Origin of the sequence: Streptococcus sp. UBA632, from assembly GCF_002300045.1 — a bacterium.
Classification (GTDB): Bacteria; Bacillota; Bacilli; order Lactobacillales; family Streptococcaceae; genus Streptococcus; species Streptococcus alactolyticus.
The window spans coordinates 1-24,305 of record NZ_DBPA01000040.1 but is presented as its reverse complement, the minus strand read 5'-3'; the positions used below and the strand labels follow the sequence as shown (position 1 = coordinate 24,305).

22 protein-coding genes, 1 pseudogene and 1 other annotated feature are annotated in these 24,305 nt (G+C 39.9%); of the genes and pseudogenes, 15 read left to right on the top strand and 8 right to left on the bottom strand.

The window, feature by feature from the left end:
• Positions 1-108 precede the first annotated feature (108 nt).
• The 4 genes from mvk to fni are packed head-to-tail and all read left to right on the top strand — an operon-like array spanning position 109 to position 3,896.
• A complete protein-coding gene (gene mvk / locus B3473_RS05260; RefSeq protein ID WP_154455215.1) occupies positions 109-987 on the top strand; it encodes a mevalonate kinase in 879 nt (292 codons plus the stop codon).
• Positions 969-1,919 carry a diphosphomevalonate decarboxylase gene (mvaD, locus tag B3473_RS05255; protein ID WP_167829306.1) on the top strand — a complete coding sequence of 317 codons (951 nt, stop codon included), beginning with the start codon at positions 969-971 and terminating at the stop codon, positions 1,917-1,919. Before mvk ends, mvaD begins: the two co-directional genes overlap by 19 nt.
• Complete coding sequence (locus tag B3473_RS05250; protein WP_293677807.1) at positions 1,906-2,904, top strand: phosphomevalonate kinase; 999 nt, start codon at positions 1,906-1,908, stop codon at positions 2,902-2,904. The genes mvaD and B3473_RS05250 overlap by 14 nt, the downstream gene beginning before the upstream one ends.
• Complete coding sequence (gene fni, locus B3473_RS05245; RefSeq protein ID WP_154455217.1) at positions 2,901-3,896, top strand: type 2 isopentenyl-diphosphate Delta-isomerase; 996 nt, start codon at positions 2,901-2,903, stop codon at positions 3,894-3,896. The genes B3473_RS05250 and fni overlap by 4 nt, the downstream gene beginning before the upstream one ends.
• Before the next feature lie 24 nt (positions 3,897-3,920).
• On the opposite strand, the gene trhA is transcribed toward fni, so the two are convergent.
• From trhA to B3473_RS05225, 4 genes are all read right to left on the bottom strand, one after another.
• Positions 3,921-4,577 carry a PAQR family membrane homeostasis protein TrhA gene (trhA, locus tag B3473_RS05240; RefSeq protein WP_154455218.1) on the bottom strand — a complete coding sequence of 219 codons (657 nt, stop codon included), beginning with the start codon at positions 4,575-4,577 and terminating at the stop codon, positions 3,921-3,923.
• Complete coding sequence (locus B3473_RS05235) at positions 4,567-5,010, bottom strand: DUF1836 domain-containing protein (protein WP_154455219.1); 444 nt, start codon at positions 5,008-5,010, stop codon at positions 4,567-4,569. The genes trhA and B3473_RS05235 overlap by 11 nt, the downstream gene beginning before the upstream one ends.
• Before the next feature lie 110 nt (positions 5,011-5,120).
• Positions 5,121-6,404, bottom strand: coding sequence for a hydroxymethylglutaryl-CoA reductase, degradative (locus B3473_RS05230; RefSeq protein WP_235281027.1), 1,284 nt, complete (start codon positions 6,402-6,404; stop codon positions 5,121-5,123).
• Positions 6,379-7,557, bottom strand: a complete 1,179-nt coding sequence (locus tag B3473_RS05225; RefSeq protein ID WP_154455221.1) for a hydroxymethylglutaryl-CoA synthase — start codon at positions 7,555-7,557, stop codon at positions 6,379-6,381. The genes B3473_RS05230 and B3473_RS05225 overlap by 26 nt, the downstream gene beginning before the upstream one ends.
• A 261-nt stretch (positions 7,558-7,818) precedes the next feature.
• Here B3473_RS05225 and B3473_RS05220 point away from each other — a divergent pair, with 261 nt between their 5' ends.
• The 7 genes and pseudogenes from B3473_RS05220 to mmuM all read left to right on the top strand — a co-directional run bounded on the left by B3473_RS05220 (position 7,819) and on the right by mmuM (position 13,384).
• The gene (locus tag B3473_RS05220; RefSeq protein WP_264879506.1) at positions 7,819-8,658 is read left to right on the top strand and encodes a thymidylate synthase; all 840 of its coding nucleotides are present in this window, start codon (positions 7,819-7,821) and stop codon (positions 8,656-8,658) included.
• Between the two features lie 86 nt (positions 8,659-8,744).
• Positions 8,745-9,239, top strand: a complete 495-nt coding sequence (locus B3473_RS05215; protein WP_154455223.1) for a dihydrofolate reductase — start codon at positions 8,745-8,747, stop codon at positions 9,237-9,239.
• Positions 9,240-9,450: 211 nt separating this feature from the next.
• Positions 9,451-10,683 carry an ATP-dependent Clp protease ATP-binding subunit ClpX gene (gene clpX / locus B3473_RS05210; protein ID WP_168260665.1) on the top strand — a complete coding sequence of 411 codons (1,233 nt, stop codon included), beginning with the start codon at positions 9,451-9,453 and terminating at the stop codon, positions 10,681-10,683.
• A gap of 7 nt (positions 10,684-10,690) precedes the next feature.
• On the top strand, positions 10,691-11,287 hold the full coding sequence (gene yihA, locus B3473_RS05205; RefSeq protein WP_154455226.1) for a ribosome biogenesis GTP-binding protein YihA/YsxC: 597 nt from the start codon (positions 10,691-10,693) through the stop codon (positions 11,285-11,287).
• A gap of 190 nt (positions 11,288-11,477) precedes the next feature.
• Positions 11,478-12,164, top strand: a complete 687-nt coding sequence (locus tag B3473_RS05200) for a CPBP family intramembrane glutamic endopeptidase (RefSeq protein WP_235281029.1) — start codon at positions 11,478-11,480, stop codon at positions 12,162-12,164.
• Positions 12,165-12,182: 18 nt separating this feature from the next.
• A pseudogene (locus B3473_RS05195) lies at positions 12,183-12,422 on the top strand (amino acid permease); the annotation flags it as partial.
• Between the two features lie 14 nt (positions 12,423-12,436).
• The gene (gene mmuM / locus B3473_RS05190; RefSeq protein WP_235281030.1) at positions 12,437-13,384 is read left to right on the top strand and encodes a homocysteine S-methyltransferase; all 948 of its coding nucleotides are present in this window, start codon (positions 12,437-12,439) and stop codon (positions 13,382-13,384) included.
• A gap of 53 nt (positions 13,385-13,437) precedes the next feature.
• Here the strand turns inward: mmuM and B3473_RS05185 are convergent, their stop codons facing one another.
• Positions 13,438-15,546 (bottom strand): AAA family ATPase, encoded by a 2,109-nt coding sequence (locus B3473_RS05185; protein WP_293677800.1) that lies wholly within the window; start codon positions 15,544-15,546, stop codon positions 13,438-13,440.
• Between the two features lie 358 nt (positions 15,547-15,904).
• Positions 15,905-16,037 (top strand) — a sequence feature (ribosomal protein L10 leader region).
• A gap of 27 nt (positions 16,038-16,064) precedes the next feature.
• Here B3473_RS05185 and rplJ point away from each other — a divergent pair.
• The 3 genes from rplJ (at position 16,065) to B3473_RS05170 (ending at position 20,866) form a co-directional block, all read left to right on the top strand.
• Positions 16,065-16,565, top strand: coding sequence for a 50S ribosomal protein L10 (gene rplJ, locus B3473_RS05180; RefSeq protein WP_154455229.1), 501 nt, complete (start codon positions 16,065-16,067; stop codon positions 16,563-16,565).
• A gap of 68 nt (positions 16,566-16,633) precedes the next feature.
• Positions 16,634-17,002 carry a 50S ribosomal protein L7/L12 gene (gene rplL / locus B3473_RS05175; protein WP_003065188.1) on the top strand — a complete coding sequence of 123 codons (369 nt, stop codon included), beginning with the start codon at positions 16,634-16,636 and terminating at the stop codon, positions 17,000-17,002.
• Positions 17,003-17,242: 240 nt separating this feature from the next.
• Positions 17,243-20,866, top strand: coding sequence for a DUF7149 domain-containing protein (locus B3473_RS05170; protein ID WP_252531527.1), 3,624 nt, complete (start codon positions 17,243-17,245; stop codon positions 20,864-20,866).
• Between the two features lie 113 nt (positions 20,867-20,979).
• On the opposite strand, the gene B3473_RS05165 is transcribed toward B3473_RS05170, so the two are convergent.
• The 3 genes from B3473_RS05165 to B3473_RS05155 form a co-directional block, all read right to left on the bottom strand.
• The gene (locus B3473_RS05165) at positions 20,980-21,642 is read right to left on the bottom strand and encodes a plasmid recombination protein (RefSeq protein ID WP_394961214.1); all 663 of its coding nucleotides are present in this window, start codon (positions 21,640-21,642) and stop codon (positions 20,980-20,982) included.
• A gap of 189 nt (positions 21,643-21,831) precedes the next feature.
• Complete coding sequence (locus tag B3473_RS05160; RefSeq protein WP_293677794.1) at positions 21,832-23,487, bottom strand: FAD-dependent oxidoreductase; 1,656 nt, start codon at positions 23,485-23,487, stop codon at positions 21,832-21,834.
• Between the two features lie 9 nt (positions 23,488-23,496).
• Positions 23,497-23,820, bottom strand: a complete 324-nt coding sequence (locus B3473_RS05155) for a rhodanese-like domain-containing protein (RefSeq protein WP_293677792.1) — start codon at positions 23,818-23,820, stop codon at positions 23,497-23,499.
• A gap of 109 nt (positions 23,821-23,929) precedes the next feature.
• Here B3473_RS05155 and B3473_RS05150 point away from each other — a divergent pair, with 109 nt between their 5' ends.
• On the top strand, positions 23,930-24,190 hold the full coding sequence (locus tag B3473_RS05150; RefSeq protein ID WP_293677790.1) for a metal-sensitive transcriptional regulator: 261 nt from the start codon (positions 23,930-23,932) through the stop codon (positions 24,188-24,190).
• Positions 24,191-24,305 lie beyond the last annotated feature (115 nt).

Genomic DNA, 24,305 nt, shown 5'->3' with positions numbered 1-24,305 from the left:
ATATGAAAAGAATTATATTCCCTCTAATCAATTTTCAGTAATAGTCGCTTTTTTTTGTTATTGATGATACAATGGTAGGTGGACTAAATTTTTTAATAAGAGAAGAAAATGACTAAGAAAATTGGCGTTGGTAAGGCGCATAGTAAGATTATTTGGATGGGTGAGCATTCGGTGGTTTATGGCTATCCTGCCATTGCGATTCCGCTTAAGGGAATTGAGGTTGAGTGCTGCATTTATCCAGCCAAAGAGAAGATAACATTTGACTTTTACGATACGGTGTCAACTGCGATTTATTCAGCTCTTGAGTACCTTAATCACACGGATATTCCGATTTCTTGTGCCATTCGTTCCGAAATTCCTCAAAAACGAGGGATGGGGTCGTCGGCAGCGGTATCTATTGCAGCTATTCGAGCGGTTTTTGATTACTTTGAGCAAAGCATTGACCGACAAACATTGGAAATTTTGGTGAACAAGGCGGAAATCATTGCGCATTCCAATCCGAGTGGTTTGGATGCCAAGACGTGTTTGAGTGACCAAGCCATTACCTTTGTCCGAAACATTGGTTTTAACACGCTAGATTTGGATTTGGGGGCTTATTTGGTGATTGCAGACACGGGGATTTATGGTAACACCAGAGAAGCCGTCGAAAAAGTGGCACAAACTGAAGAAGCCAACCTTCCTCATCTAGCGGCATTGGGTGATTTGACGGAAATCGTCCAGAAAGCGATTCAAGATAAGGCTATTGACACCATCGGTCAGATGATGACCAAGGCCCATAGTCATTTGCAAGCTATCGGTGTCAGCGTGGATCTTTCGGATCAGTTGGTTGCTCTTGCTTTGAAAAATGGTGCCCTTGGAGCCAAGATGAGCGGTGGCGGACTTGGGGGGTGTATTATTGCCCTTTCAAGCGATCAAGCTGACGCGGAGCACATTAGTCATGTATTAAAAGAAGGAGGAGCGGTTCAAACGTGGATCGAAAAACTGTAACGGTAACATCATACGCTAATATTGCCATTATCAAATACTGGGGAAAAGCTGACGCTGCCTGCATGATTCCAGCAACTAGCAGTATTTCCTTGACTTTGGACAATCTCTTTACGACAACAACCGTTTCTTTCCTGCCCCCATCAGCAACTAAGGATATATTTTACATCAATGGGGTCTTGCAAGACGAGAAAGAACACGCTAAGATTTCAGCCATTATTGACCAATACCGTGGGGACCGTAGCCAGTTTGTCAGCGTTGAAACAAGCAATAACATGCCAACAGCTGCGGGATTATCCTCAAGTTCTAGTGGCCTATCAGCCCTTGTCAAAGCTTGCAACGAACTATTTGAAACTGGATTGACGCAGGCTCGACTAGCTCAAAAAGCCAAATTTGCCTCTGGTTCATCGTCGCGTTCTTTTTTTGGACCCATTGCAGCTTGGGATAAGGACAGCGGCGACATTTACCCTGTTCAGACTGACCTCAAGCTGGCGATGATTATGCTAGTTTTAAACGATAATAAAAAGCCTATTTCTAGCCGCGAAGGCATGAAACGTTGCGTAGAAACCTCAACCACTTTTGCGGATTGGGTCAAACAATCAGAACAAGATTACAAGGATATGTTGGCTTATTTAAAAGCCAACGACTTTGAGCGCGTGGGGGAATTGACTGAGCGCAACGCCCTTGCCATGCATGATACCAATACCCATGCCAATCCTCCTTTTAACTATCTGACCGATGCGTCTTATGAGGCTATGGATTTTGTTAAGAGTTTGCGTGCCCAAGGGGAAAAATGCTATTTCACTATGGATGCAGGTCCGAACGTTAAAGTGCTTTGTTTAGAAGATGATTTGGAGCGCTTAACCAAACGTTTTGAAGAGAAGTATCGCGTAATTGCCTCACAAACCAAGGTATTGCCAGATGAAAACGATTAGTGTGCAAACAGGCGGTAAGCTTTATATTGCGGGGGAATACGCTATTTTAACCCCAGGTCAGACCGCTATTATCAAAAATATCCCCATTTACATGACCGCGCAGGTTAGGGAAGCTAGGACGATCCACCTCTTTTCAGATATGTTTGATGCAGGTGCTGACATGACTCCAAACAGTGATTACTCCCTTATTCAGCAGACGATTAAGACATTAGCCGCTTGTTTGGGGAAATCTTTGGAAGAATTGCCTGCCTTTGACCTTCGTATTACAGGAAAAATGGAGCGCGACGGCAAGAAATTTGGTATTGGCTCAAGTGGTTCAGTGACGGTTCTGACATTGAAAGCCTTGTCTGCCTTTTATGACTTGAACTTATCGGCAAATACTATTTTTAAGTTGGCGTCTTATACGCTCTTGAAAATGGGGGACAACGGTTCAATGGGCGATATTGCCTGTATTACTTATGAGGACTTGGTGGCCTTTACCTCTTTTGACCGTCAAAAAGTCGCAAGTTGGATTGCCACAGAAAGCATTCAAGAGGTGCTGGCTAAGGATTGGGGCTATCGCATTGACATTCTTAAGCCTGCTTTAGCCTGTGATTTCTTGGTTGGTTGGACCAGACAACCTTCTATTTCAAAGGATATGATTTGTTTGGTCAAATCGGCTATCACACCAGATTTTTTGAAGGACACTCAAAATCAAGTCTTAATTTGCCAAGAAGCCTTACAAACAGGTGATAAAGATGTCATTAAAACCAGTCTGCAAAAGGTCAGCGATTTGTTGCTCGGTTTGAGCCCAGCCATTTACAATGACACTCTGAAAACTTTGAAAGCAGCCGAAGAAGGCTTGGACGTTATTGCCAAATCATCAGGTTCAGGCGGCGGCGATTGCGGCATCGCTCTGTCCTTTAATCAAACAGACACCAAAACCCTCATCAAACGCTGGGAAGATGCAGGAATTGTATTACTGGATTTGGAGGAATTAGCATGACCAACCGTAAAGATGACCACATCAAGCACGCTTTGGCTTACCAGTCGCCCTACAATTCATTTGACGATATGGAATTGATTCATCATTCCTTGCCAGACTATGATTTGAGCGAGATTGATCTCACAACTCATTTTGCTGGGCAAGATTTTGATTTTCCTTTTTACATCAATGCGATGACGGGTGGCTCGGAAAAAGGCAGAGCTGTCAATCGCAAAATAGCTCAGGTGGCCCAAGCGACAGGACTGGTTATGGTGACGGGTTCTTATAGTGCTGCGCTGAAAAATCCAAAAGACCAGTCTTATCCCAAGTCGTCAGAATTTCCACAATTGTTATTAGCGACCAATATCGGCATTGATAAGCCTTATGAACTCGGTCTGCAAACTATTCAAGAGCTGCAGCCTATTTTTCTGCAAGTCCATGTTAATCTCATGCAAGAGTTGCTTATGCCTGAGGGAGAGCGCGTTTTTCATCAGTGGAAAGCCAACCTAGCTGATTATGCCAGCAAATCTCCTGTTCCCGTTATTCTTAAGGAAGTCGGCTTTGGGATGGACCTTAAAACTATTGAGATGGCGCATGACCTGGGTATTCAGACTGTCGATATTTCAGGGCGTGGTGGGACTAGTTTTGCTTATATTGAAAACCAGCGTGGCAATAACCGTTCTTACCTCGATGATTGGGGACAAAGCACAGTGCAGACCCTTTTAAATGCTCAGCCAATGGTGGATAAGATGGAAATTCTTGCCTCTGGTGGTGTTCGCCATCCTCTGGATATCATTAAATGTTTGGTATTAGGGGCTAAAGCAGTCGGTTTATCTCGCACTGTTTTAGAACTTGTTGAAAAATACCCAGTCGAAAAAGCGATTGCCATTATCAACGGCTGGAAAGATGACCTGCGTTTGATTATGTGTGCCCTAAATTGCAAAACCATTGACCAACTTAGGCAGGTTGATTATTTATTATATGGCAAATTACAAGCAACAAAAAAACACTGATAGCGATATCAGTGTTTTTTTGTATTACAACATGAAGAAGACGATGGCAACGTAATGCAGCATAGAGGCTAATAAAATGAAGAGATGCCAAATCATGTGGTCGTAAGGGCGTTTGCGTGCGTAGAAAATCGCACCAACGGTGTAAGACAATCCACCCGCAAGCATGAGCAACCAAAAGACGACACCAGTCTTCGTCACAATACTTGGAATGATGAAAATCACCAACCAACCCATAAGCAAATAAAGGGAAAGGGAGAATTTTTCGTTTATCTCTTTGGCGAAAATCTTATACAAAATACCAAAGATAGTCGCACCCCACTGCAAAACGATAATCAGATAACCAAGCCATCCGCCCACTAAAGAGAGAGCAACAGGCGTGTAAGAACCCGCAATGGCAATGTAAATCATACTATGGTCAATAATTCGAAGAACGAATTTTTGCGGTGAATCGTACTGCATAGAGTGGTAAATGGTCGATGATAAAAACATCAAAAATAGACTAATATCAAAAATCGACATCCCAACAGCAGCTTCCATACCATAATGTTGGTAGCTGTAAATAGCGGTAATAGGTAATAAAACAAGCATGGCAACAGTCCCAACGGCATGTGTCACGCTGTTGGCAACTTCTTCACCAAATGATAAGCGTTTACTTAATTTCATGGTCATGCTAGCATTCATCAGCGACTCCTCCTAATTCTTGAACTAATTGGTGGGTTTGGTCATACAGTTGCAAGGTCTGACAAGCAGAAAGCACAACAGCTGGCACGTCAGCGACCTCTTCCCCATTCATGCAAGCAACAAAATCATCGTAGCGTTTTTGCGACTGATCATCTGCGGTTAACAGCGCCAAGGTCTGACTGATTTCTTGAATGGAGAAAACATTTTTCAAACACGTAATCACAATGAGCCTCGCTACTTGCTTGCGACTGTATTTCTTTTTAGTGGGCTTATCCAAATGCCCGTGTTTGACGTAATTATTAATCATAGAAGCGGTCAAGCCTTTGTCACTTGGATGATTGGCTTGGTTGATTTGGTTGACGTAAAGAAGTACTTGGTCCAAATACAAGTCAATTTCTGGCAAATCCGCCCATTTTGGATAAGATTTTGTCATAACGTTTTCCTTACCTCTTTATCTAGTATTTATAACTAGATTATATAATCTATGAAAAATATTGTCAAGAAAAAACACCCGAAATATCGAGTGTTGCTTGATGTCTTGAGTTAGTTTAAGGTTTTGAGAATGGCCTGAGCAGTTTCCAAATTCATGTGAGGGGCTTGAAGGAGCTGGTTGACTACCTGAGTGACCTCATTTTCCTTAGCACCTGCTAGGAGAGCCAGCGATTTGGCTTGCAATTTCATGTGTCCCGCCTGGATACCAGTTGACGTGAGGGCTTTGACGGCAGCAAAATTTTGTGCCAATCCGACTGATACGATAATCTGAGCCAATTGTTGGGCGTCTGGTTGACCAAGCAGCTCATGGGCGATGTAGACCGTTGGGTTAAGTCCAATTGAGCCTCCTCGCGTTGCAATAGACATCGGCAGGGTCAATTGACCATGGAGATGCTGCTTGTCCTCGTCAAATGTCCAAGTCGATAAGCCACGGTATTGCCCGTCTTTGCAAGCATAAGCATTGGCTCCAGCTTCGATAGCACGCCAGTCATTTCCTGTGGCTAAAACGACAGCATCCACTCCATTGAAAATACCTTTATTATGAGTGGTGGCACGGTAGGTGTCCACTTGCGCCAGTTGGCTTGCCATTTGAAATTTTCTCGCTAGCTTTTTGGCTTCGCTTGTATTGCGGCTGAGGTAGCGGAGGTCCACTTGACACTCGGCAGTAACAAGGGCTTGCGTCGCATAGTTTGACAAGATAGCCATGAGGCTTTTGCCTCCAGATAGTTCTTCCAAGCTTGGGACTAAAGCTTCCATCATGGTATTAACCATATTGGCTCCCATAGCCTCTTTGGTATCAACGTTCACGTAAACGATGAGAAAGGCCTCTTTTTCTTCCACTCGCAGCGATTGTGCTCCGCCACCGCGTTTAACGATAGAAGGATGGGCGTCATTTGCCACGGATAATAGCTGCTCAGTGTGTTCTAAGATACGTTTTTGAGCGGCTGCCTTGTCTGTGACGTCATAAAGCGCCACCTGCCCAATCATTTGACGGGAATGAACAGTGGTTTTAAAACCACCTGAACGTTTGATGATTTTAGCAGCAAAACTCGCAGCAGCCACTACTGACGGCTCTTCCGTAACCATTGGCACATTGAAAACTGTTCCATCCACCAGAAAATCAGGCGCCAAAGAAAAGGGTAGCGAAAAAGTGCCTAAGACATTTTCGGTCAATTGATTGGCTATATCTAGGGACAAGCCTTTATTTTCCTTGAGCAGAGCAAGGTTGTCTTGACTGAGTAAGTGGTGGGCGTCTAGCACATCAAGGCGCTCTGGCAACGTTTTTTTGGAGAAGCCTCCCCAGTTTCCTTTAGTTTTTGTCATTTGTTCTTCCATACAATCTTTCGTGTCCAAGGATTTCTTTGAGGGCAAATGGTCCTGTGAGGTAGTCTGCAAAAGTGGCATTACCGTCCGCATCGAGCTGAGCCTCTTCAAAGAAGAGTTTTTCATAAGTCGCAACGCTAAGTGGTTGACGTTGGTTGAGTTCTTGGAGGCGACTGCTGTGGAGTTGCTCTTGAAAGCCATCGACCAAGGTTCCTGTGAAAATTTCAGCCACTGCACCACTGCCATAACTAAAGAAGGCAATGCGGTCACCTGCCGCTAGGTTTTGGCTATTTTCAAGCAAGGAAAGCAGGCCAAGGAAAAGAGAACCTGTGTAGATATTGCCCACTTGTTTGCTGTAAAGAATAGAACTTTCAAAATTGGCTTGGAGTTTTTCTTGCCATTGGGTAGGTAAAGATTTGTCCATGATTTTGCGGAAGCCTTTGAGGGCTAATTTTGGAAATGGCAAGTGGAAGCAAAAGGCAGAAAAATCAGCCAATGAGGTGTCAAAACGTTTTTGAAATTCAGCCCAAGTCGTTTTGAGCATATCAAGGTATTGCTTGGTTGAATACATGCCGTTGACATAAGGGGTTGTTGAATAATTTGGACGCCAGAAATCCATGATATCGCGTGTTTGAGCGACAGAGTTATCATTCAAAAGCAAAATACGAGGATTTTGTGTAACGAGCATGGCTACGCTACCAGCTCCTTGAGTGGGTTCACCAGGGGTATTGGCGCCGTAGCGTGCCACATCAGCAGCAATTACCAAGACTTTTGAGTCAGGGTGTTTTTCAACGTGCAAACGGGCATAATCCAGAGCCGCCGTCGCGCTGTAACAAGCCTCTTTCATTTCGATGCTACGAGCAAAAGGCTGAATGCCCAACAAATGGTGAATGTAAGTCGCAGCTGCTTTACTTTGGTCAATAGAAGACTCTGTCGCGACAATGACCATGTCAATCGTTTCTTTGTCCTCATCACTTAGAATGCTATCAGCCGCTGACGCTCCCAAAGTGATAATGTCCTCAGTAATGGGTGCGATACTGAGGTTTTCCAAAAGCAAACCTTTGCTGTATTTATCAGGGTCAACCCCACGTTCTTTGGCTAAATCATCCATATTCAATAGGTATTGCGTTGTCGCAAAACCAATCTTATCAATACCAACGTTCATTAGTAACAAACCTTTCTTAAATAGAATATTTTTGCGTGGGAGCTTAAAAACAATCACAAGCTCGTCATAATAAAATACATCCTGTCAAAAATGTCCAAAGTTAATTTTATCATAAACTCCCCAAAAAGCTCCACAAAAAACGTATTCATTTTAAGTTTCAAACTAAATAAGAATTTAAGCCATTTATTGGTTTCCTTTGCAATTTTGACACTTTTTAGCTAAAATAAAAAAAGCTAATTTTTGAGAATCGAGGAAAAACACATGACAAAGGCTGATGCCATTTTTAAAGAAAACATCCAAAAAATTATGACAGAAGGGGTCTTTTCAGAAAATGCACGGCCTGTTTACCAAAGTGGCGGGCAAGCCAACTCAAAATACGTAACGGGTGCTTTTGCAGAGTACGATTTGAGTAAGGGTGAGTTTCCCATTACCACTTTGCGCCCTATTCCCATTAAGAGTGCCATTCGTGAGATTTTTTGGATTTATCAAGACCAAACCAACGATTTATCCGTTTTAAATGACAAATACGGTGTGAAATACTGGAACGATTGGGAAGTTGGACACACAGGAACAATCGGCGAGCGCTACGGTGCCGTAGTCAAAAAACACGACATCATTAACAAAATTTTAAAACAATTGGAAGATAATCCGTGGAACAGACGCAATGTCATCTCGCTTTGGGATTACGATGCTTTTGAGCGGACGGAGGGGCTTTTGCCATGTGCCTTTCAGACCATGTACGATGTAAGGCGTGTAGGCAGCGATATTTACCTTGATGCGACCCTAACCCAACGCTCAAATGATATGTTGGTATCGCACCACATCAATGCCATGCAATACGTGGCTTTGCAGATGATGATTGCCAAGCACTTTGGTTGGAAAGTCGGCAAATTCTTCTATTTTGTCAATAACCTACACATTTACGACAATCAATTTGAACAAGCACAGGAATTATTACGTCGTGATCCAACGGATTGCAAACCAAGACTAGTTTTAAACGTACCTGACGGAACCAATTTCTTTGACATTAAGCCCGATGATTTTGAATTGGTAGATTATGACCCAGTTAAGCCGCAATTGACATTCGATTTGGCCATCTAGGTTTTGGGAAAATGCTCCTGTGATGTTGGATTTCTGAATTTTTTGGAGAAATTTGATAAAATGGAGTTGATGAATGGAAGGATAGTATGACAAAACAACTGATTGCCATTTGGGCAGAAGATGAAAATCACTTGATCGGTGTCGATGGCGGTCTGCCTTGGCATCTACCAAAGGAATTAAAGCATTTTAAAGAAACAACAATGGGGCAGGCTCTGTTGATGGGGCGAGTGACCTTTGATGGCATGGGTCGTCGTGTTTTGCCAGGGCGTGATACCCTTGTTTTGACGCGGGATAAAACCTATCAGGCTGACGGTGTGACCGTTGTTCATAGTCCTGAAGAGGTTTTCCAGTGGTTAGATGAACACGATAAAGACTTGTATGTCGTGGGCGGTAGCCATGTGTACGAACGCTTTTTACCTGATTGCCAGACCCTGATTAGAACAAAGGTTCATGCGACGTTTATAGGCGACACCTACTTCCCAGAAGTGGATATGACAGATTTTAAAACCGTTTCAGAAACGCATTACGACAAAGATGAAAAAAATGCTTACGATTTTACCATTACAGTTCTAGAAAGATAGGAAGAGGATGCAAAGAAGTATTTTTGGTGTATTTACGGCTTTTTTAATGGTTATTTGTATCTTGTGTGCTATCCCAGCACTTAGAAGAAGACGCTATGCCTTGGCTGTTCTTTTGTTTTTAAATGCCTTTACAAACCTAGTAAATACAATCCATGCCTTTTATGGCACGTTATTTTAATGAAATGAAAAGGATAGGTGAGAAAGAGTAACTATGGTTGGAAATCGAACAAATGATGTTAAAGTATATTGTTCTTTCTGTGGGAAAGGACAAGACGAAGTCAAGAAAATCATTGCAGGAAACAATGTGTTCATTTGTAATGAATGCGTGGCTTTGTCCCAAGAAATTATCCGTGAAGAACTGGCGGAAGAAGTGCTAGCGGATTTATCAGAAGTTCCAAAACCAAAAGAATTGATGGCGATGCTTGATGAATACGTTGTCGGGCAAGAATGTGCCAAACGTGCGCTTTCTGTGGCGGTTTATAACCACTACAAACGCGTGGCTTTTGCAGAAAACCGCGATGAAGAAGATGTTGATTTGCAAAAATCAAATATCTTGATGATTGGCCCAACGGGTTCAGGGAAGACTTTCCTTGCGCAAACCTTGGCCAAAACCTTGAATGTTCCATTTGCGATTGCCGATGCGACATCATTGACTGAGGCAGGTTATGTCGGAGAAGACGTTGAAAATATCTTGCTCAAACTGATTCAAGCGGCTGACTTTAATATTGAACGAGCTGAGCGCGGAATTATCTACATCGACGAAATCGATAAAATCGCGAAAAAAGGGGAAAATGTATCCATTACGCGTGATGTTTCTGGTGAAGGGGTGCAACAAGCACTTTTGAAAATCATCGAAGGAACCGTTGCCAGCGTGCCACCACAAGGTGGACGAAAACACCCAAATCAAGAAATGATTCAAATCGATACCAAAAATATCCTCTTTATCGTTGGTGGTGCTTTTGATGGCATCGAAGACATTGTCAAACAACGTTTGGGTGAAAAAGTTATCGGCTTTGGTCAAAACAACCGTAAAATTGCTGATGATGCTTCTTATATGCAAGAAATCATCTCAGAAGATATTCAAAAATTCGGTTTGATTCCTGAATTTATCGGACGTTTGCCAGTCGTTGCAGCGCTTGAAAAATTGACTGCAGATGACTTGGTTCGTATTTTGACAGAGCCACGAAACGCCTTGGTTAAACAATACCAAACCCTTATGTCTTATGATGGTGTTGAGTTAGAATTTGATGACGACGCCTTGCAAGCTATTGCCAATAAAGCTATCGAACGTCGAACAGGGGCGCGTGGTTTGCGTTCTATCATTGAAGAAACCATGATGGATGTTATGTTTGAAGTACCAAGCCAAGAAGATGTCACTAAAGTTCGTATCACGAAAGCGACAGTTGACGGAACGGAAAAACCGATTTTAGAAATTGCGTCTTAAGGAGAGAATGATGACTGAGTATTTAAATACCCATAATGCCTCGCTTCTTTTGAGTGCCGCTAACAAATCGCATTACCCGCAAGATGATTTGCCGGAAATTGCCTTGGCTGGACGTTCTAACGTTGGGAAATCAAGTTTTATCAATACCCTTTTAGGGCGTAAAAACCTTGCTCGGACATCAAGCAAACCAGGAAAAACCCAGCTTTTGAACTTTTACAATATTGATGACAAGCTGCGTTTTGTGGACGTTCCAGGTTATGGCTATGCCAAAGTTTCTAAGACCGAGCGTGCTAAATGGGGCAAGATGATTGAAGAGTATTTGGTGAGCCGTGACAATTTGCGTGCGGTAGTGAGTTTGGTGGATTTGCGCCATAGCCCTAGCGCCGATGATGTGCAGATGTACGAATTCCTTAAATATTACGAGATTCCTGTCATCGTGGTAGCTACGAAAGCTGATAAAATCCCCCGCGGTAAATGGAACAAACACGAGTCTGAAATCAAAAAAACACTGAATTTTGATAAATCAGACCAATTCGTTATCTTCTCATCTGTTGACCGTACTGGCTTAGATGACGCTTGGGATAGCATTTTAAGTGAATTATAAAGGAAAAGATTGGTTTAGCCAGTCTTTTTTTGTTATCGTTTTTGCCTAGCGCTATTGATAGATAAAGACTATTACCCTCCCTGAAAATCTTATGCTATTATAGATATATATACTTATTATAAAAGATGGCGTTTATAGAGAATTATCATTTTTAACACGGGGAACACTTCCAAATACAGGAGGAAATGAAATGAAAAATCAGCAAATGATGGATATTAACAAAAAGAGTACTGCTCTTACACTCATCGGTATAACAGTAATGATATTGTTGACTTTGACAAAAGTTGTTCCTTCCTCAACCATAGCAGGGTATTCCGTATTTGTGGGGATAGTATTTTTCTTTATAGTAGAAGATGTTAGTAAAACACGAGCTTCCGAATCGGGTTTACGTTTCAATACTATCGTCACCGACCTCAAAAAGTCGGGAGTCATTATTTGGATGTTGCTACCGAGTTTAAGTGGTATTGCGGCGCTTGTTGCAGGAAATATCATTTTTGGTGGAGAATTTGTTGCCCATGTAATGGGACGGACGGATTCTATCTTGTCTTTTGATAAGACGGCATTATTGATAGGTCAAGTTATCATTGCAGCATTTGGAGAAGAAATTGCATATAGAGGTTTCTTCTTTGGAAAATCCTTGAAAATATTTCCAATTTGGATTAGTGCCGTAGTATCGTCTATTGTTTTTGCTGCTGGACATATTGCTACTGGAAACATAGGAATTGTAGCTTACGATATTGCTGGTGTGTTCATTGACAGTTTGATTTTTTCGGTAATTTATTATAAGTCTGGAAATTGTGTTATCAGTACCTTTTCACATATTCTTGGCAATACAATATCAATTGTCGCTGTATTTATGTTCTTTTTAAGGAGGTAGGAAAGTTGCTTTATCTCTATATCCATTCCCATAGCACAGATTCGTTTCCGTAAAGCCTTCTTGAAGACACACACTTTAGATGACTTGTCTTTCAAAACACCTCTCACTCCTGTTTTGCCCTATATCACTATTGTGTTGTTGGTGATTTCGATTATCGGTATTGCTTGGGATGCGTCACAACGTGCAGGACTGTATTTTGGCATTCCGTTTGTTCTTTTATATTATGGTTATCATTATTTGCGGTATAAAAAATGGTAGGAGGAAAATAAGCCATGGGAAAATTGGAGGATTTATTAGCCAATCAGGAAGTTATCATCTTAGATGGTGCTTTGGGTACGGAATTGGAAGAGCGTGGCTATGATGTATCTGGAAAATTGTGGTCTGCTAAATACCTTTTGAAAAATCCTCGTATCATTCAGTATCTTCACAGTATTTACCTTCGTTCGGGAGCAGATATTCTGACAACGTCAAGCTACCAAGCAACTGTTCAGGGCTTAACGGATTTTGGTTTATCTGAAAAAGAAGCTCTGGACATCATCGCTTTGACAGTCACCTTAGTCCAGCAAGCTCGTGATGAGTTTTGGCGTACTTTATCAGATGAAGAAAAGGCCAAACGCTCTTATCCCTTGATTGCTGGAGATGTTGGGCCTTATGCCGCTTATTTGGCAGATGGCTCGGAGTACACGGGGCATTATCATCTAAGTAAAGAAGCTTACCAAGCCTTTCATCGTTCGCGTATTCAAACTTTGTTGGCTGCTGGATGCGACTTTTTAGCCATTGAAACCATTCCAAATGTTCATGAAGCCAAAGCTTTGATTGATTTATTGGCGACGGATTTTCCAGAAATAGAAGCCTATCTGTCATTTACAGCACAAGACGATAGCCACATTTCAGATGGCACTCCAATTGAAGTAGTGGCGGATTTGTGTGAGCAAAGTCCTCAGGTTTTAGCTTTTGGCATTAATTGTAGCAGCCCGACAGTTATTTCGGGTCTATTGAAACGCATTCGGACAGTATCTCAAAAAACGCTAGTTGCCTATCCTAATTCTGGTGAAGTTTACGACGGTAGCACTCAAACTTGGACTTCAAGTCCTGATGAAGCACGGACCCTTCTTGAAAATAGCAAGACTTGGCTAACATTAGGTGCCCAAATCATTGGTGGTTGCTGCCGTACTAGTCCCAAAGATATTGTTAGTTTGGCGCAAGCTTTTCACAAATAAAAAAAGCCCAACTCAAACGAGTTGGGCTTTTTGGGAGCGTTTAGTGGAAAAGATTATTTTTCGCTAATAACAAGTTCGCCATCTTCCATATCGGCTTTAAGGTGTTTCACATCGGTGTGGTCAAGGTAGAAGTCAGTGATTTTATCACGGATTTCTTGTTCAATGACACGGCGAAGTGGACGGACACCCATGGCTTCATCGTAACCTTCTTCGATAAGGTGTTCTTTAGCTGCGTCACTAACAACCAAATCAATACCTTTCTTAGCGATAGTCTCGCTGACTTCATCAAGCATCAAGTTGACAATATCTTTCAAATCTTCCTTAGTCAAATGAGAGAATTCGATGATACCATTGAAACGGTTAAGAAATTCTGGGCGGAAGTAAGGAGCGATACGGTCCATAATCTCCATATCTTTTTCAGCGTCACCAGTTAATGATTCATGACCAAAACCAGCATTTGATGTCGCAATGATAACCGTATTCTTGAAGTTAATGGTGTTACCTTGACCATCTGTCAAACGACCATCGTCTAAGACTTGAAGAAGAAGGGTGATGACTTGAGGGTCTGCTTTTTCAATTTCATCCAAAAGGACGATAGAGTAAGGATTACGACGAACACGTTCCGTCAAAGTGTTGTTGTTGTCATCGTAACCAACGTAACCAGCGGTTGTACCAATTAATTTAGAAACGGCTGTACGGTCAGAGTACTCAGACATATCCAAACGAATGATGGCATCTTTTGAACCAAACATATCAAAGGCTAGTTGTTTAGCAAGTTCGGTTTTACCAACACCAGTAGGACCGACAAATAAGAAGCTACCAATTGGGCGATTACCTTCGTCAAAACCAGCACGGTTACGACGGATAGCACGAGCAACAGCTTCAACAGCTTCGTCTTGACCGATGACTTTACCTTTCAAACGGCTAGCCAATTCTTTCAAACGTTCAATATCACTAGCACCCATATTAGATACAGGCACACCAGTCAAACGTTCAACAGATTCAGCCACATCGTTAACCGTAGCAGTTACTTTTTGACCTTCAGTGTGGTTGTCAATTTGTTTTTGAAGGGCTTCAATACGTGTCTTCGTATTAAGTGCTAATTCATAATCTTCATTAGCAACAGCTTGTTCTTGTTTATCTTTTTGTTCTGCAATTTCTTTTTCAAGTGTTTTGACATCTGTGACAGGATGTTGTGCAGCCAAGTGAGCAGCTGTCATATCAATCAAGTCAATAGCTTTATCAGGTAAGCTACGTTGTGGGATGTATTGGATAGAAAAATCAACGGCAGCTTTCAAAACATTGTCAGGAAGGACAACGTTGTGGTGCTTTTCATACAAATCACGAATACCCATCAAGATGTTAAAGCTATCTTCAGCAGAAGGAGCATTTACTTTAACTTCATTGAAACGACGAGCAAGAGCTGCGTTCTTCAAAATAGTGTTACGGTATTCGTCTTGAGTAGTAGCACCTATAACGGTCAATTCACCACGAGAAAGAGCGGGTTTCAAAATATCAGCCAAACCTTTAGAGCCAGAGTCACCGCCAGTAGAACCAGCACCTAAAATTTGATGGATTTCATCAAAGAATAAGATGATGTTTCCAGCGTCTTTGACTTCTTTAACGAGGTTTTGTACGTTTTCTTCAAAAGCACCACGGTATTGTGTACCAGCTTCAAGACCAGAGATATCAATTGAAATGATTTCTTTATTCTTAATAGCAGCAGGGACATCACCATTGACAATAGCTTGTGCTAAACCTTCAACAACGGCTGTCTTACCAACACCAGCATCACCGACTAAAACGGGATTGTTCTTTGTACGACGTGATAAGATTTCAGCTGTTTCTTGAATTTCTTTATTACGACCAATAACAGGGTCCAATTCGTTAGCGCGAGCACGTTCTGTCAAGTTAGTACCAAGTTTTGCAAGGATACCATTTTGTTTAGGAGTGTTAGCAGCAGCTTGTTCTTGGTATTCTTCGTTACCAGGAAGTTTACCTGTCTTACGATAAGCAGCAAATTCTTCAGGTGTTACTTCACGTCCATTGATAAGATAACGTTTATTTTCAGAATTATATCCGCCCATGTTTCCCATGAGTTGATTGAAAATATCGTCCATTCCTCCAAAAGGATCTCTTCCATAAAAATCACGACTTGCCATAATCTATTACCTCTCTTCATATAAATGATATTATAGTACGATTTTAAACAAAAGGTGATATGCGATACAAAATCTCTTTTTCGGACTAGATCAATAGCTTGATAAGGCTTGGTTGATTGTCTTTTCTCAATCACCTTTATAGTATTATCATATAGCATATTCTCTTAAAAGTCAACAAAAAAGACTCAAAAAATGTAAAAAAAGTAATACTATAATATGATTCGGAGCTAAAAACCTATATTTTTATAGGAAAGAGACGGTGTTATTAAAAAGAGAAAGTTTCCTAAAATAGCAAAAAAGATAAAAAAGTGGGCGTAATGGGTTGACAAGTCATCAAAAAGACGATATACTGATTAAGGTTTTATGATAAAACTGACCTAAGACAGCAGGGGAGCCGTGCTCATAATATTCCTGCCGAGGCACAAAACGTAATGAGAATAACGTATTTGTACTTTCGTGTCTAGGTTTAGGTGCGTTTTTTTGTGCCTATCCCAAAAATAATAACGGAGGTAAAACTAATGAGTGAAGCAATTATCGCTAAAAAAGCTGAGCAAGTTGAAGCTGTTGCTGAAAAAATGAAAGCTGCTGCATCTATCGTTGTTGTAGATTCACGTGGTCTTACAGTTGAGCAAGATACAGTTCTTCGTCGCAATCTTCGCGAAAGCGGTGTTGAGTTCAAAGTTATCAAAAACTCAATTTTGACTCGTGCAGCTGAAAAAGCTGGTCTTGACGATATGAAAGATCTTTTCGTTGGACCATCAGCAGTAGCCTTCTCTAACGAAGATGTTGTTGCTCCCGCTAAAATTATCAATGATTTTGCGAAAGATGCTGAAGCACTTGAAATCAAAGGTGGTGCAATCGAAGGTTCTGTTTCTTCAAAAGAAGAAATCCTTGCCCTTGCTACATTGCCAAACCGCGAAGGACTTCTTTCTATGCTCCTTTCTGTACTTCAAGCGCCAGTTCGCAATGTTGCTCTTGCAGTCAAAGCAGTTGCAGACAGCAAAGAAGACGCAGCTTAATGCAAAAAGTAGCCTAGTGCTATATTAATTTATTAAAAAACATATACTATTTTTTGGAGGAATCTATAATGGCATTGAACATTGAAAACATTATTGCTGAAATTAAAGAAGCTTCAATCCTTGAATTGAACGACCTTGTAAAAGCTATCGAAGAAGAATTTGGTGTAACTGCAGCTGCTCCTGTTGCTGTAGCTGCTGGTGGTGCTGCTGATGCTGGTGCTGCTAAAGACTCATTTGACGTTGAATTGACTTCAGCTGGTGACAAGAAAGTTGCTGTTATCAAAGCTGTACGTGAAGTTACAGGTCTTGGTCTTAAAGAAGCTAAAGCTCTTGTTGATGGTGCACCTGCTAACGTTAAAGAAGGCGTTGCAACTGCAGAAGCTGAAGAAATCAAAGCTAAACTTGAAGAAGCTGGAGCTTCTATCACTCTTAAATAATAGAGTATCGCAATTTGATTGCGGAAGCCTAGTAAATCAAGGTTTTAGAATTGCTTAGAGCGATAAAAAATCGGGAGAATGTTATTATTCCCCACCAAAACCCCACCAAGATTTAATCTTGGTGGGGTTTTATTTATGGTATAATATGTATATATATCTCTAAGGGTACCCTTAGTCTATTGTGTAAGCAATAGACTAATACTATCAGCTATTAGATAAATCAGTTAAGGAGTCTATTTCATGGCAATAAAGGGAATTACATTAAAAGAGAGTATGAATCGCTCTGTTCAAGCAATTATGCCACTTGATGAAGAAAAAGAGGTTTTTAATCAAAAATTGGTTAGTTATTTGACTCATTTAAAAGACAAAGAGGATGAGTCAGAGGAATACCAGAAAAATCTTCTCAAGGGATTTTTAGAAAGTGTATTGCCTTATAATTTTATTAATACTTCTAGTAGAATAGACCTTGCTATCTATAATGGAAAAGACGCCAATTCGTCACTAGGTATTCTTTTTGAATGCAAGAGTTTGACTAACAAGTCTGAAATGATGTCAACGGAAAAAATCAATTCCAAAGCACTTCAAGAAGTTGTTTATTATTACCTACAAGAGCGCCTATTTAATAAAAATTTAGAAATCAAAAAGTGTATTATCACAAATGGCCTATCTTGGTTTGTGATAGAGGCTAAAGAATTTGAAAAACATTTTTTCAAAAATAAAAAGCTAGTTGACCTCGTGACAAAGTTTCGAAATAATCAACTTTCTAGCAATAAAACAGATTTTTTATATTCTGAAGTTATCGCACCAGAAATTGATAAAGCCATTGAAAAGGGAATCGTGATTGCTCACTTTGATTTACGTCAAGCTTTGGTCAAATCTGGCAAAAACATTGAAATCAAGAAAAATAATCTAACTCAACTTTACCGATTCTTCACAGCAGAGAATCTTCTCAATAAAGAGATTTTTACTGATTCAAACAAACTCAATAAGAATTTCTATGATGAATTGCTTTATTTGATGGGGCTGGAAGAAACGAAGTTAGGGACTTCAAAAATTATCTCACGCTTAAAACCCACCAAACGTCAGCGATATTCTTTTGTTGAGAATATTATTGATAAATTGGAGATGAAAGATGTTCCAAAAGAAAGGCAGGAAGACATTGCTATTCAACTAACAGTTGTCTGGATAAATAGAATTCTATTTTTGAAACTGTTAGAATCTCAGCTGGTGCTGTTCAACAAAGATGAATCGTATAGGTTCTTGACCTATGAAAAACTGCCTAACTTTGAGGAGATTTATAGTTTATTCTTTGCTGTACTTGCTAAGAAAGTGTCGGAAAGAAATGAACGAGTGCAAGAAAAGTTCAGTTATGTCCCTTATCTGAACTCATCACTGTTTGAAGAAACAGAATTAGAAATTTCTAAAGATGGGATTGGTATTGATAGATTACCAGAGGGAGATATTGAAATTTTCTCCAAAACAGCTCTTAAAGGCGTAGATAAAAAACGTAAAAAAGGGAACATCAATTTTATTGAATATCTCTTTGAGTTTTTGGATTCTTATGACTTCTCGACCTCCATCAGCCACCATGAGAAATCTAAGAATGACCTTATCAATGCGTCAGTTCTGGGATTAATTTTTGAGAAAATCAACGGCTACCGTGACGGCTCTTTTTATACGCCAGGCAATATTACCATGTATATGTCACGTAAGGCGATTCGTACAGCAGCAGTGGACAAAGTTAATGAGGCACTCGACTGGCAGTGTGAAACAATCGAAGATATAAAGTTTAATATACGTAATGCTCAGATTGCTAAAAAGGTATCAGATGCAATTGACAGTTTGAAGGTTTGTGACCCAGCGGTTGGATCCGGTCACTTCCTCGTATCAGTCCTGAATGAAATTATTGCTCTTAAAAGTGATTTAAATGTTTTGTTTGACGCTGATGGCAAATATATTGGAAACCTGATTCAATGTTATGTTATCAATGATGAGCTAGTCATTCAAGATATGTCTGGAAATAATTTTTTGTATCAGACAGGTAATCAGCAGTCAGAACAAATTCAAAAGGCAATTTTCAACCAGAAGAGACATATTCTGGAAAATTCGCTCTTTGCAGTGGATATTAACCCAAGTTCGGTCAATATTTGCCGTTTGCGCCTCTGGATTGAACTCTTGAAGTCTTCTTATTACTATCAGGATACTGATACCAACCAACCTGTTTTGACGACTTTGCCAAATATTGATATCAATATTAAAGTAGGCGATAGTCTCTTACATAAGTTTGGATTTGACTATGAATTTGATATGAGAAAAACAGATTTCAAGGACTATCTATCTCTAGTTAAAGACTATAAGGAGACGAATAATAAACGAGTTAAAGCAGAAATCTGGGAGAAAATCGAAAGGCTCAAACATTCCTTTGATGACACAGCTTCAAGCCCTGAATTAAAGAAATTATCTCGGCTCATATCTGAACGAAATAAGGCTGGTGCCATTAGCTTATTTGAGGAAGAGAATAAAAACTCTAAAGAAGTAGCGGAATTAAATAAGCAACTAGCAAAAGCTGAAAAGGAATTGGAATACAGACTGAAAAATCCACTATTCGCTAAAGGTATGGAATGGCGAATGGAATTTCCTGAGATTTTGGGAGAAGCTGGCGAATTTATCGGCTTTGACCTTGTGATAGGAAATCCACCTTATATTTTTGCAAGTAATCAATCTTTTAGTGATGAGATGAAATCATATTACACTAGAACATATCCTCTCAACAATTATCAAGCTAACACTTTCGGTTTATTCCTAGAACTTGCTTTTTCGTTAGTAAGAAAAGGTGGGGGAATATCTTATATTATTCCCAATTCATTTCTAACGATCAATCAATATAAGACACTTCGCCATCATATTTTAAAAACTTATGATGAAATAACTTTCATCAATTCAAAAGATAAGATTTTTGATGAAGCTTCTATTGATGTTTGTATTATTGACATGTTCACTAAACGACCTGCAAAAGTCATTCTTGGAGAAATCGTCAATAGTGAAGTTAATTTACTGACTGAAACAAACTCAGATTTACTGTTGGATCAAGATGTCATTACTATTTCATCTGCTAATACAAGCTCTCAAAAACTATTGATTAAAATAGAAGCTCAATCTAAAGTTCTTGAGAATAACTATGGTCACGTAAAAGATGGGTTAAAAGCCTTTGAGAGAGGTAAAGGAACGCCTAAACAGCCAGAAGACAAAGAAGATTTTCAAAAATTCAAGAATGAAAAACCATTCTTTGCAAAAGAGCAAGTTAATAGTAGTTACAGAAAGTTCTTATCAGGCTCAGATTTACAAAGGTACAAAATAAATTGGTCAGGACAGTTTTTATCGTATGGAAAACATTTAGCAGCACCAAGAAATGCTTCAATTTTTGAAGGTATCCGAATTTTAATTGCTCGTATTCCAGTTAAATCCAGATATACCTTTAGAGCCACGTTGACAGAAGATAATTTTGTTCATGAACAAAGTATAGAAGTAATTACAGATTTGATTGGGAATCCAAAGTTTTTAATAGGAGTTTTAAACTCTAAGGTAGTTTCTTACTATGCTATTCATAGGTTTGATTTTTTACAACGTAGCACATTCCCTCAAATGCGTTTAACTCAAATTAAGGACTTCCCAATTCCAGATGCTACTGATTCCCAGCAAGAAGACATAGCACAAGTTGTTGAGCAACTGATGGAGGAGATGAAAAAAGATTCTCCTGACACTGAAAAAGTCAATCAGCTTAATCTGGAAATTGATGAACTTGTCATGGACTTGTTTGACTTGGCTGAAGAAGAAAAACAAACAGTTAGAGATTTTGAAGTATAGAAAGTAGGTATAAATGGCAAAAAGTTTGCAAAGTCAATTCAGAGATATTGAGAGAAATTTAGTCAGAGAAACGAATAAAATGGTGAAGAGAGCTAATAAGAAGATAAAGCCTGTTAATTCTTATCCTCTTTAATTCCAATATCCTTTAATAATTGTTCGTTGATAGCTTTGACAGCTTCTTCCTGTGCCAATAACAATTCAACTTTGTCAGCTTTAGCTTCAAACATCTTGTCTAACTTATTAACAGACTCTTGCTTTGAATGGATGACATTATCATATTGTTCAATTGATTGTGTTTTTCTATCAATCTCTTTTTCAAGTGTATTTAACTTCTCTTTCTTTTCTGCAAATTCTTTTTCTACTTTTGAGACCTCAGAAGTGATTTCAGCTTTAATATCATTCAGTTTCTTTTCTTTCTCCTCCTCAAGTTTAGCCATCATTTCTTTGTACTCACGCATATCTTTAATATTATTTGTGCCTACTTTTTTACGTTCGACTGCCATTTCTTTCAACATTGTCTCGAGGACTTTAATTTCGTTGTTGCGAAAAGCCATCAGTTGAAATTTTCCTTTTTCTGTAAATCCCTCTTGCTTCAATGCTTTTGAAAAGCTGGGCTGTTTAGAGAGACCATTTTTATAACCGTCTGCGATGGGAACGACATTGAGATGTAAATGCGGAGCACCTTTTTCATCAAGATGCACTACTGCATTATAAACACGAAAATGTGGATGACGTTTTTCGAAATCTTGCGCATATTTAGCTAAATATGACCCAATGTTGAGTCTATATCCCTCTGGTAATTCATCCCAATCCGCTTTTGATCCAATACCAATGATAAACTCTCTCTGTTGATCTAGTATACTTTATTCTTTGGATATAAGAAAAGAGCCTCATAGGGCTCACTTTATAATATTCTTTTTATATCAGCAAGTAGTCTAAGATTTGTGAAAATAGAGGAATATTATTTATTTTGGAGTAACGATATTTTCTGGCAAAGCCATTTTGTATAGAGAAAAAGCTCCGTCTAGATTTTTAACGCTAAATCCGTGTTCTTTCAAAATTCGCTCAGCGATGTAAGAACGCAGTCCACTATGGCAGCTGACGATATATTCGTTTGAACGATCTAGTTCGCCAATACGCTCACGGAGTTGGTCCAAAGGAATGTGAAGAAACTCTTTGAACTGTCCACTTTCGACTTCGCTAGGATTACGAACATCTAACAAGATTTTTCCAGTAGCCAGTTCCTCATCTAGCTGGTGCCATTGGATATTTTGGCTGATACCTTCTGCGATATTCATAGCAGCATAGCCAATCATATTAACAGGGTCTTTGGCAGAGCCAAATGGCGGAGCGTAGGTTAATTCTAGCTCTGGTAAATCAAAAATCGTCAGTCCAGCCTTGATAGCAGTGGCAAGGATATCTATCCGCTTGTCGACTCCTTTTTGACCAACTGCTTGGGCACCGAAGATTTTTCCATCAGTTGGTGAGAAAATCAGTTTCAGAACAATGTCAGTTGCACCTGGATAGTAACCTGCGTGGTCTTTTCCGGTAGTATGAACAATGGCATATTCATAGCCGAGGGATTGAACAGTACGTTCGCTTAATCCTGTTGAAGCGGCAGCTAAGTCAAAGACTTTCACAATAGCTGTTCCGATTGAACCCCTATTTGTACGAGCTAGTCCAGCAATAACATCCGCTACTTGTCGTCCTTGTCGGTTAGCAGGAGAAGCTAAGGAGATGAGGGCGTCTTGACCAGTAATTTCCTGTTTGACGACGATAGCATCACCAACTGCGTAAATATTATTTTGACTAGTTTGGTAGTTCTGATCAACGAGAATCCCGCCACGGAGTCCCACTTCAATGTCAGCATCTTTTGCTAATTGGCTATCAGGTGCGACACCAACTGATAGAATAGTTACATCAGATGACAAAGTTTGTCCGTTTGATAGTTCTAAGCTGTGTCCCTTTTCACGAAAAGCAGTGACGGATTGTCCAGTGATAACGGTTATTCCTTTTCTGATGAGCTCAGTTTCAATAAATCGTGCCATTTCCAAGTCAAAGGTTGGTAGGACATGAGGTGCTCGTTCAACAAGAGTGACGTTCAGTCCTTTTAAAGCTAGATTTTCAGCCATTTCCAGACCGATAAATCCAGCACCGATAACAACTGCTTGACCTGATTCATTTTTGGCAAGTTTATTTATGATCTTATCCAAATCAGGTACGTTTCGAAGTGTAAATAGATTGTCGGCTTCGTAAATTCCTTCAAGTGGTGGAATGACTGGCTTGGCACCTGGTGATACAATCAGTTTGTCATAGTTTTCAATGATTTCGCCGCTAGGTGTTTTGACCGTCACAGTTTGATTGTCAGCATCGATTCCAACAACTTCATGGAAGGGGCGGACATCTAGATTAAATCGTTTATTCAAACTTTCTGGCGTTTGGAGTAACAAGCTATCGTGCTCTGCGATTTCTCCTGAAATATGATAAGGTAAGCCGCAATTGGCAAAGGAAACATAAGGTCCTTTCTCGAAAACGATAATTTCTGCATTTTCCATTAGACGACGAAGGCGTGTCGCAGCGGACATACCTCCAGCAACACCACCAATAATAATAATTTTCATTTGAACCTCCTAGATTATTTCACCTGTCCAAGCGTTCATGCCGCCTTTTACATTGACCGCTTGATAGCCTTGAGATGTTAGAAAGTCTGTCGCCCGTTGGCTACGCATACCAGATTGACAGATGATAATATAGTGTTTGTTTTTATCACCTTTGAATTGATCGAGTTGACTTAGAGGTTGGTTGATTGCTTGCGGAATATGACCACTTGTAAATTCATCAACTTCACGGACGTCTAATAATACGGTGTTCTTTTCTCTTAATGCCTGAGTGACATCCGAGATTGATAGGCCGTCACCTGAAGAGAAAAGTCCAGATAGTAATTGTTTAAACATGATAGATTCTCCTTTATACCCTTTGGGGTATATAAAATATAACAAATGGGTGGAATGATTGTCAAGTTTTAGAATTGACATTTTGTAAAACTAGCGGTAGGATATAATTATGAACAAAGATAAAAAAACATTAATAAATCGATTAAAACGAGCTGAAGGACAACTTCGTGGTATTCAAAAAATGATTGAGGAAGAGCAAGAATGTATTGATATTGTGACACAATTAAGTGCCGTCCGTTCCAGCATCAATAGCATGATGGGCTTGGTCATTGCACAAAAAGTTCAATCATGCATGGAGAACCCTTCTGATAATCCCGAGGAACAAGAAGCACGTTTGCAGGAAGCCATCAAGCTGATTGTGAAAAAATAATAAGCTAATAAGCAGCGGAAAATTCGTTGCTTTTTTTTCGTTTTGACAAATATACCCATATGGGTATATAATTAGAATATTAAAGATAGGAGAATACAATGACTCAAAAAATTGT

Bases quoted from the DNA above. Each gene is read 5' to 3' on its own strand.
- mvk (WP_154455215.1), top strand. From the start codon at position 109: ATGACTAAGAAAATTGGCGTTGGTAAGGCGCATAGTAAGATTATTTGG.
- B3473_RS05250 (WP_293677807.1), top strand. From the start codon at position 1,906: ATGAAAACGATTAGTGTGCAAACAGGCGGTAAGCTTTATATTGCGGGG.
- fni (WP_154455217.1), top strand. From the start codon at position 2,901: ATGACCAACCGTAAAGATGACCACATCAAGCACGCTTTGGCTTACCAG.
- trhA (WP_154455218.1), bottom strand. From the start codon at position 4,577: ATGAATGCTAGCATGACCATGAAATTAAGTAAACGCTTATCATTTGGT.
- B3473_RS05235 (WP_154455219.1), bottom strand. From the start codon at position 5,010: ATGACAAAATCTTATCCAAAATGGGCGGATTTGCCAGAAATTGACTTG.
- B3473_RS05230 (WP_235281027.1), bottom strand. From the start codon at position 6,404: ATGGAAGAACAAATGACAAAAACTAAAGGAAACTGGGGAGGCTTCTCC.
- B3473_RS05225 (WP_154455221.1), bottom strand. From the start codon at position 7,557: ATGAACGTTGGTATTGATAAGATTGGTTTTGCGACAACGCAATACCTA.
- B3473_RS05220 (WP_264879506.1), top strand. From the start codon at position 7,819: ATGACAAAGGCTGATGCCATTTTTAAAGAAAACATCCAAAAAATTATG.
- B3473_RS05215 (WP_154455223.1), top strand. From the start codon at position 8,745: ATGACAAAACAACTGATTGCCATTTGGGCAGAAGATGAAAATCACTTG.
- clpX (WP_168260665.1), top strand. From the start codon at position 9,451: ATGGTTGGAAATCGAACAAATGATGTTAAAGTATATTGTTCTTTCTGT.
- yihA (WP_154455226.1), top strand. From the start codon at position 10,691: ATGATGACTGAGTATTTAAATACCCATAATGCCTCGCTTCTTTTGAGT.
- B3473_RS05200 (WP_235281029.1), top strand. From the start codon at position 11,478: ATGAAAAATCAGCAAATGATGGATATTAACAAAAAGAGTACTGCTCTT.
- mmuM (WP_235281030.1), top strand. From the start codon at position 12,437: ATGGGAAAATTGGAGGATTTATTAGCCAATCAGGAAGTTATCATCTTA.
- B3473_RS05185 (WP_293677800.1), bottom strand. From the start codon at position 15,546: ATGGCAAGTCGTGATTTTTATGGAAGAGATCCTTTTGGAGGAATGGAC.
- rplJ (WP_154455229.1), top strand. From the start codon at position 16,065: ATGAGTGAAGCAATTATCGCTAAAAAAGCTGAGCAAGTTGAAGCTGTT.
- rplL (WP_003065188.1), top strand. From the start codon at position 16,634: ATGGCATTGAACATTGAAAACATTATTGCTGAAATTAAAGAAGCTTCA.
- B3473_RS05170 (WP_252531527.1), top strand. From the start codon at position 17,243: ATGGCAATAAAGGGAATTACATTAAAAGAGAGTATGAATCGCTCTGTT.
- B3473_RS05160 (WP_293677794.1), bottom strand. From the start codon at position 23,487: ATGAAAATTATTATTATTGGTGGTGTTGCTGGAGGTATGTCCGCTGCG.
- B3473_RS05155 (WP_293677792.1), bottom strand. From the start codon at position 23,820: ATGTTTAAACAATTACTATCTGGACTTTTCTCTTCAGGTGACGGCCTA.
- B3473_RS05150 (WP_293677790.1), top strand. From the start codon at position 23,930: ATGAACAAAGATAAAAAAACATTAATAAATCGATTAAAACGAGCTGAA.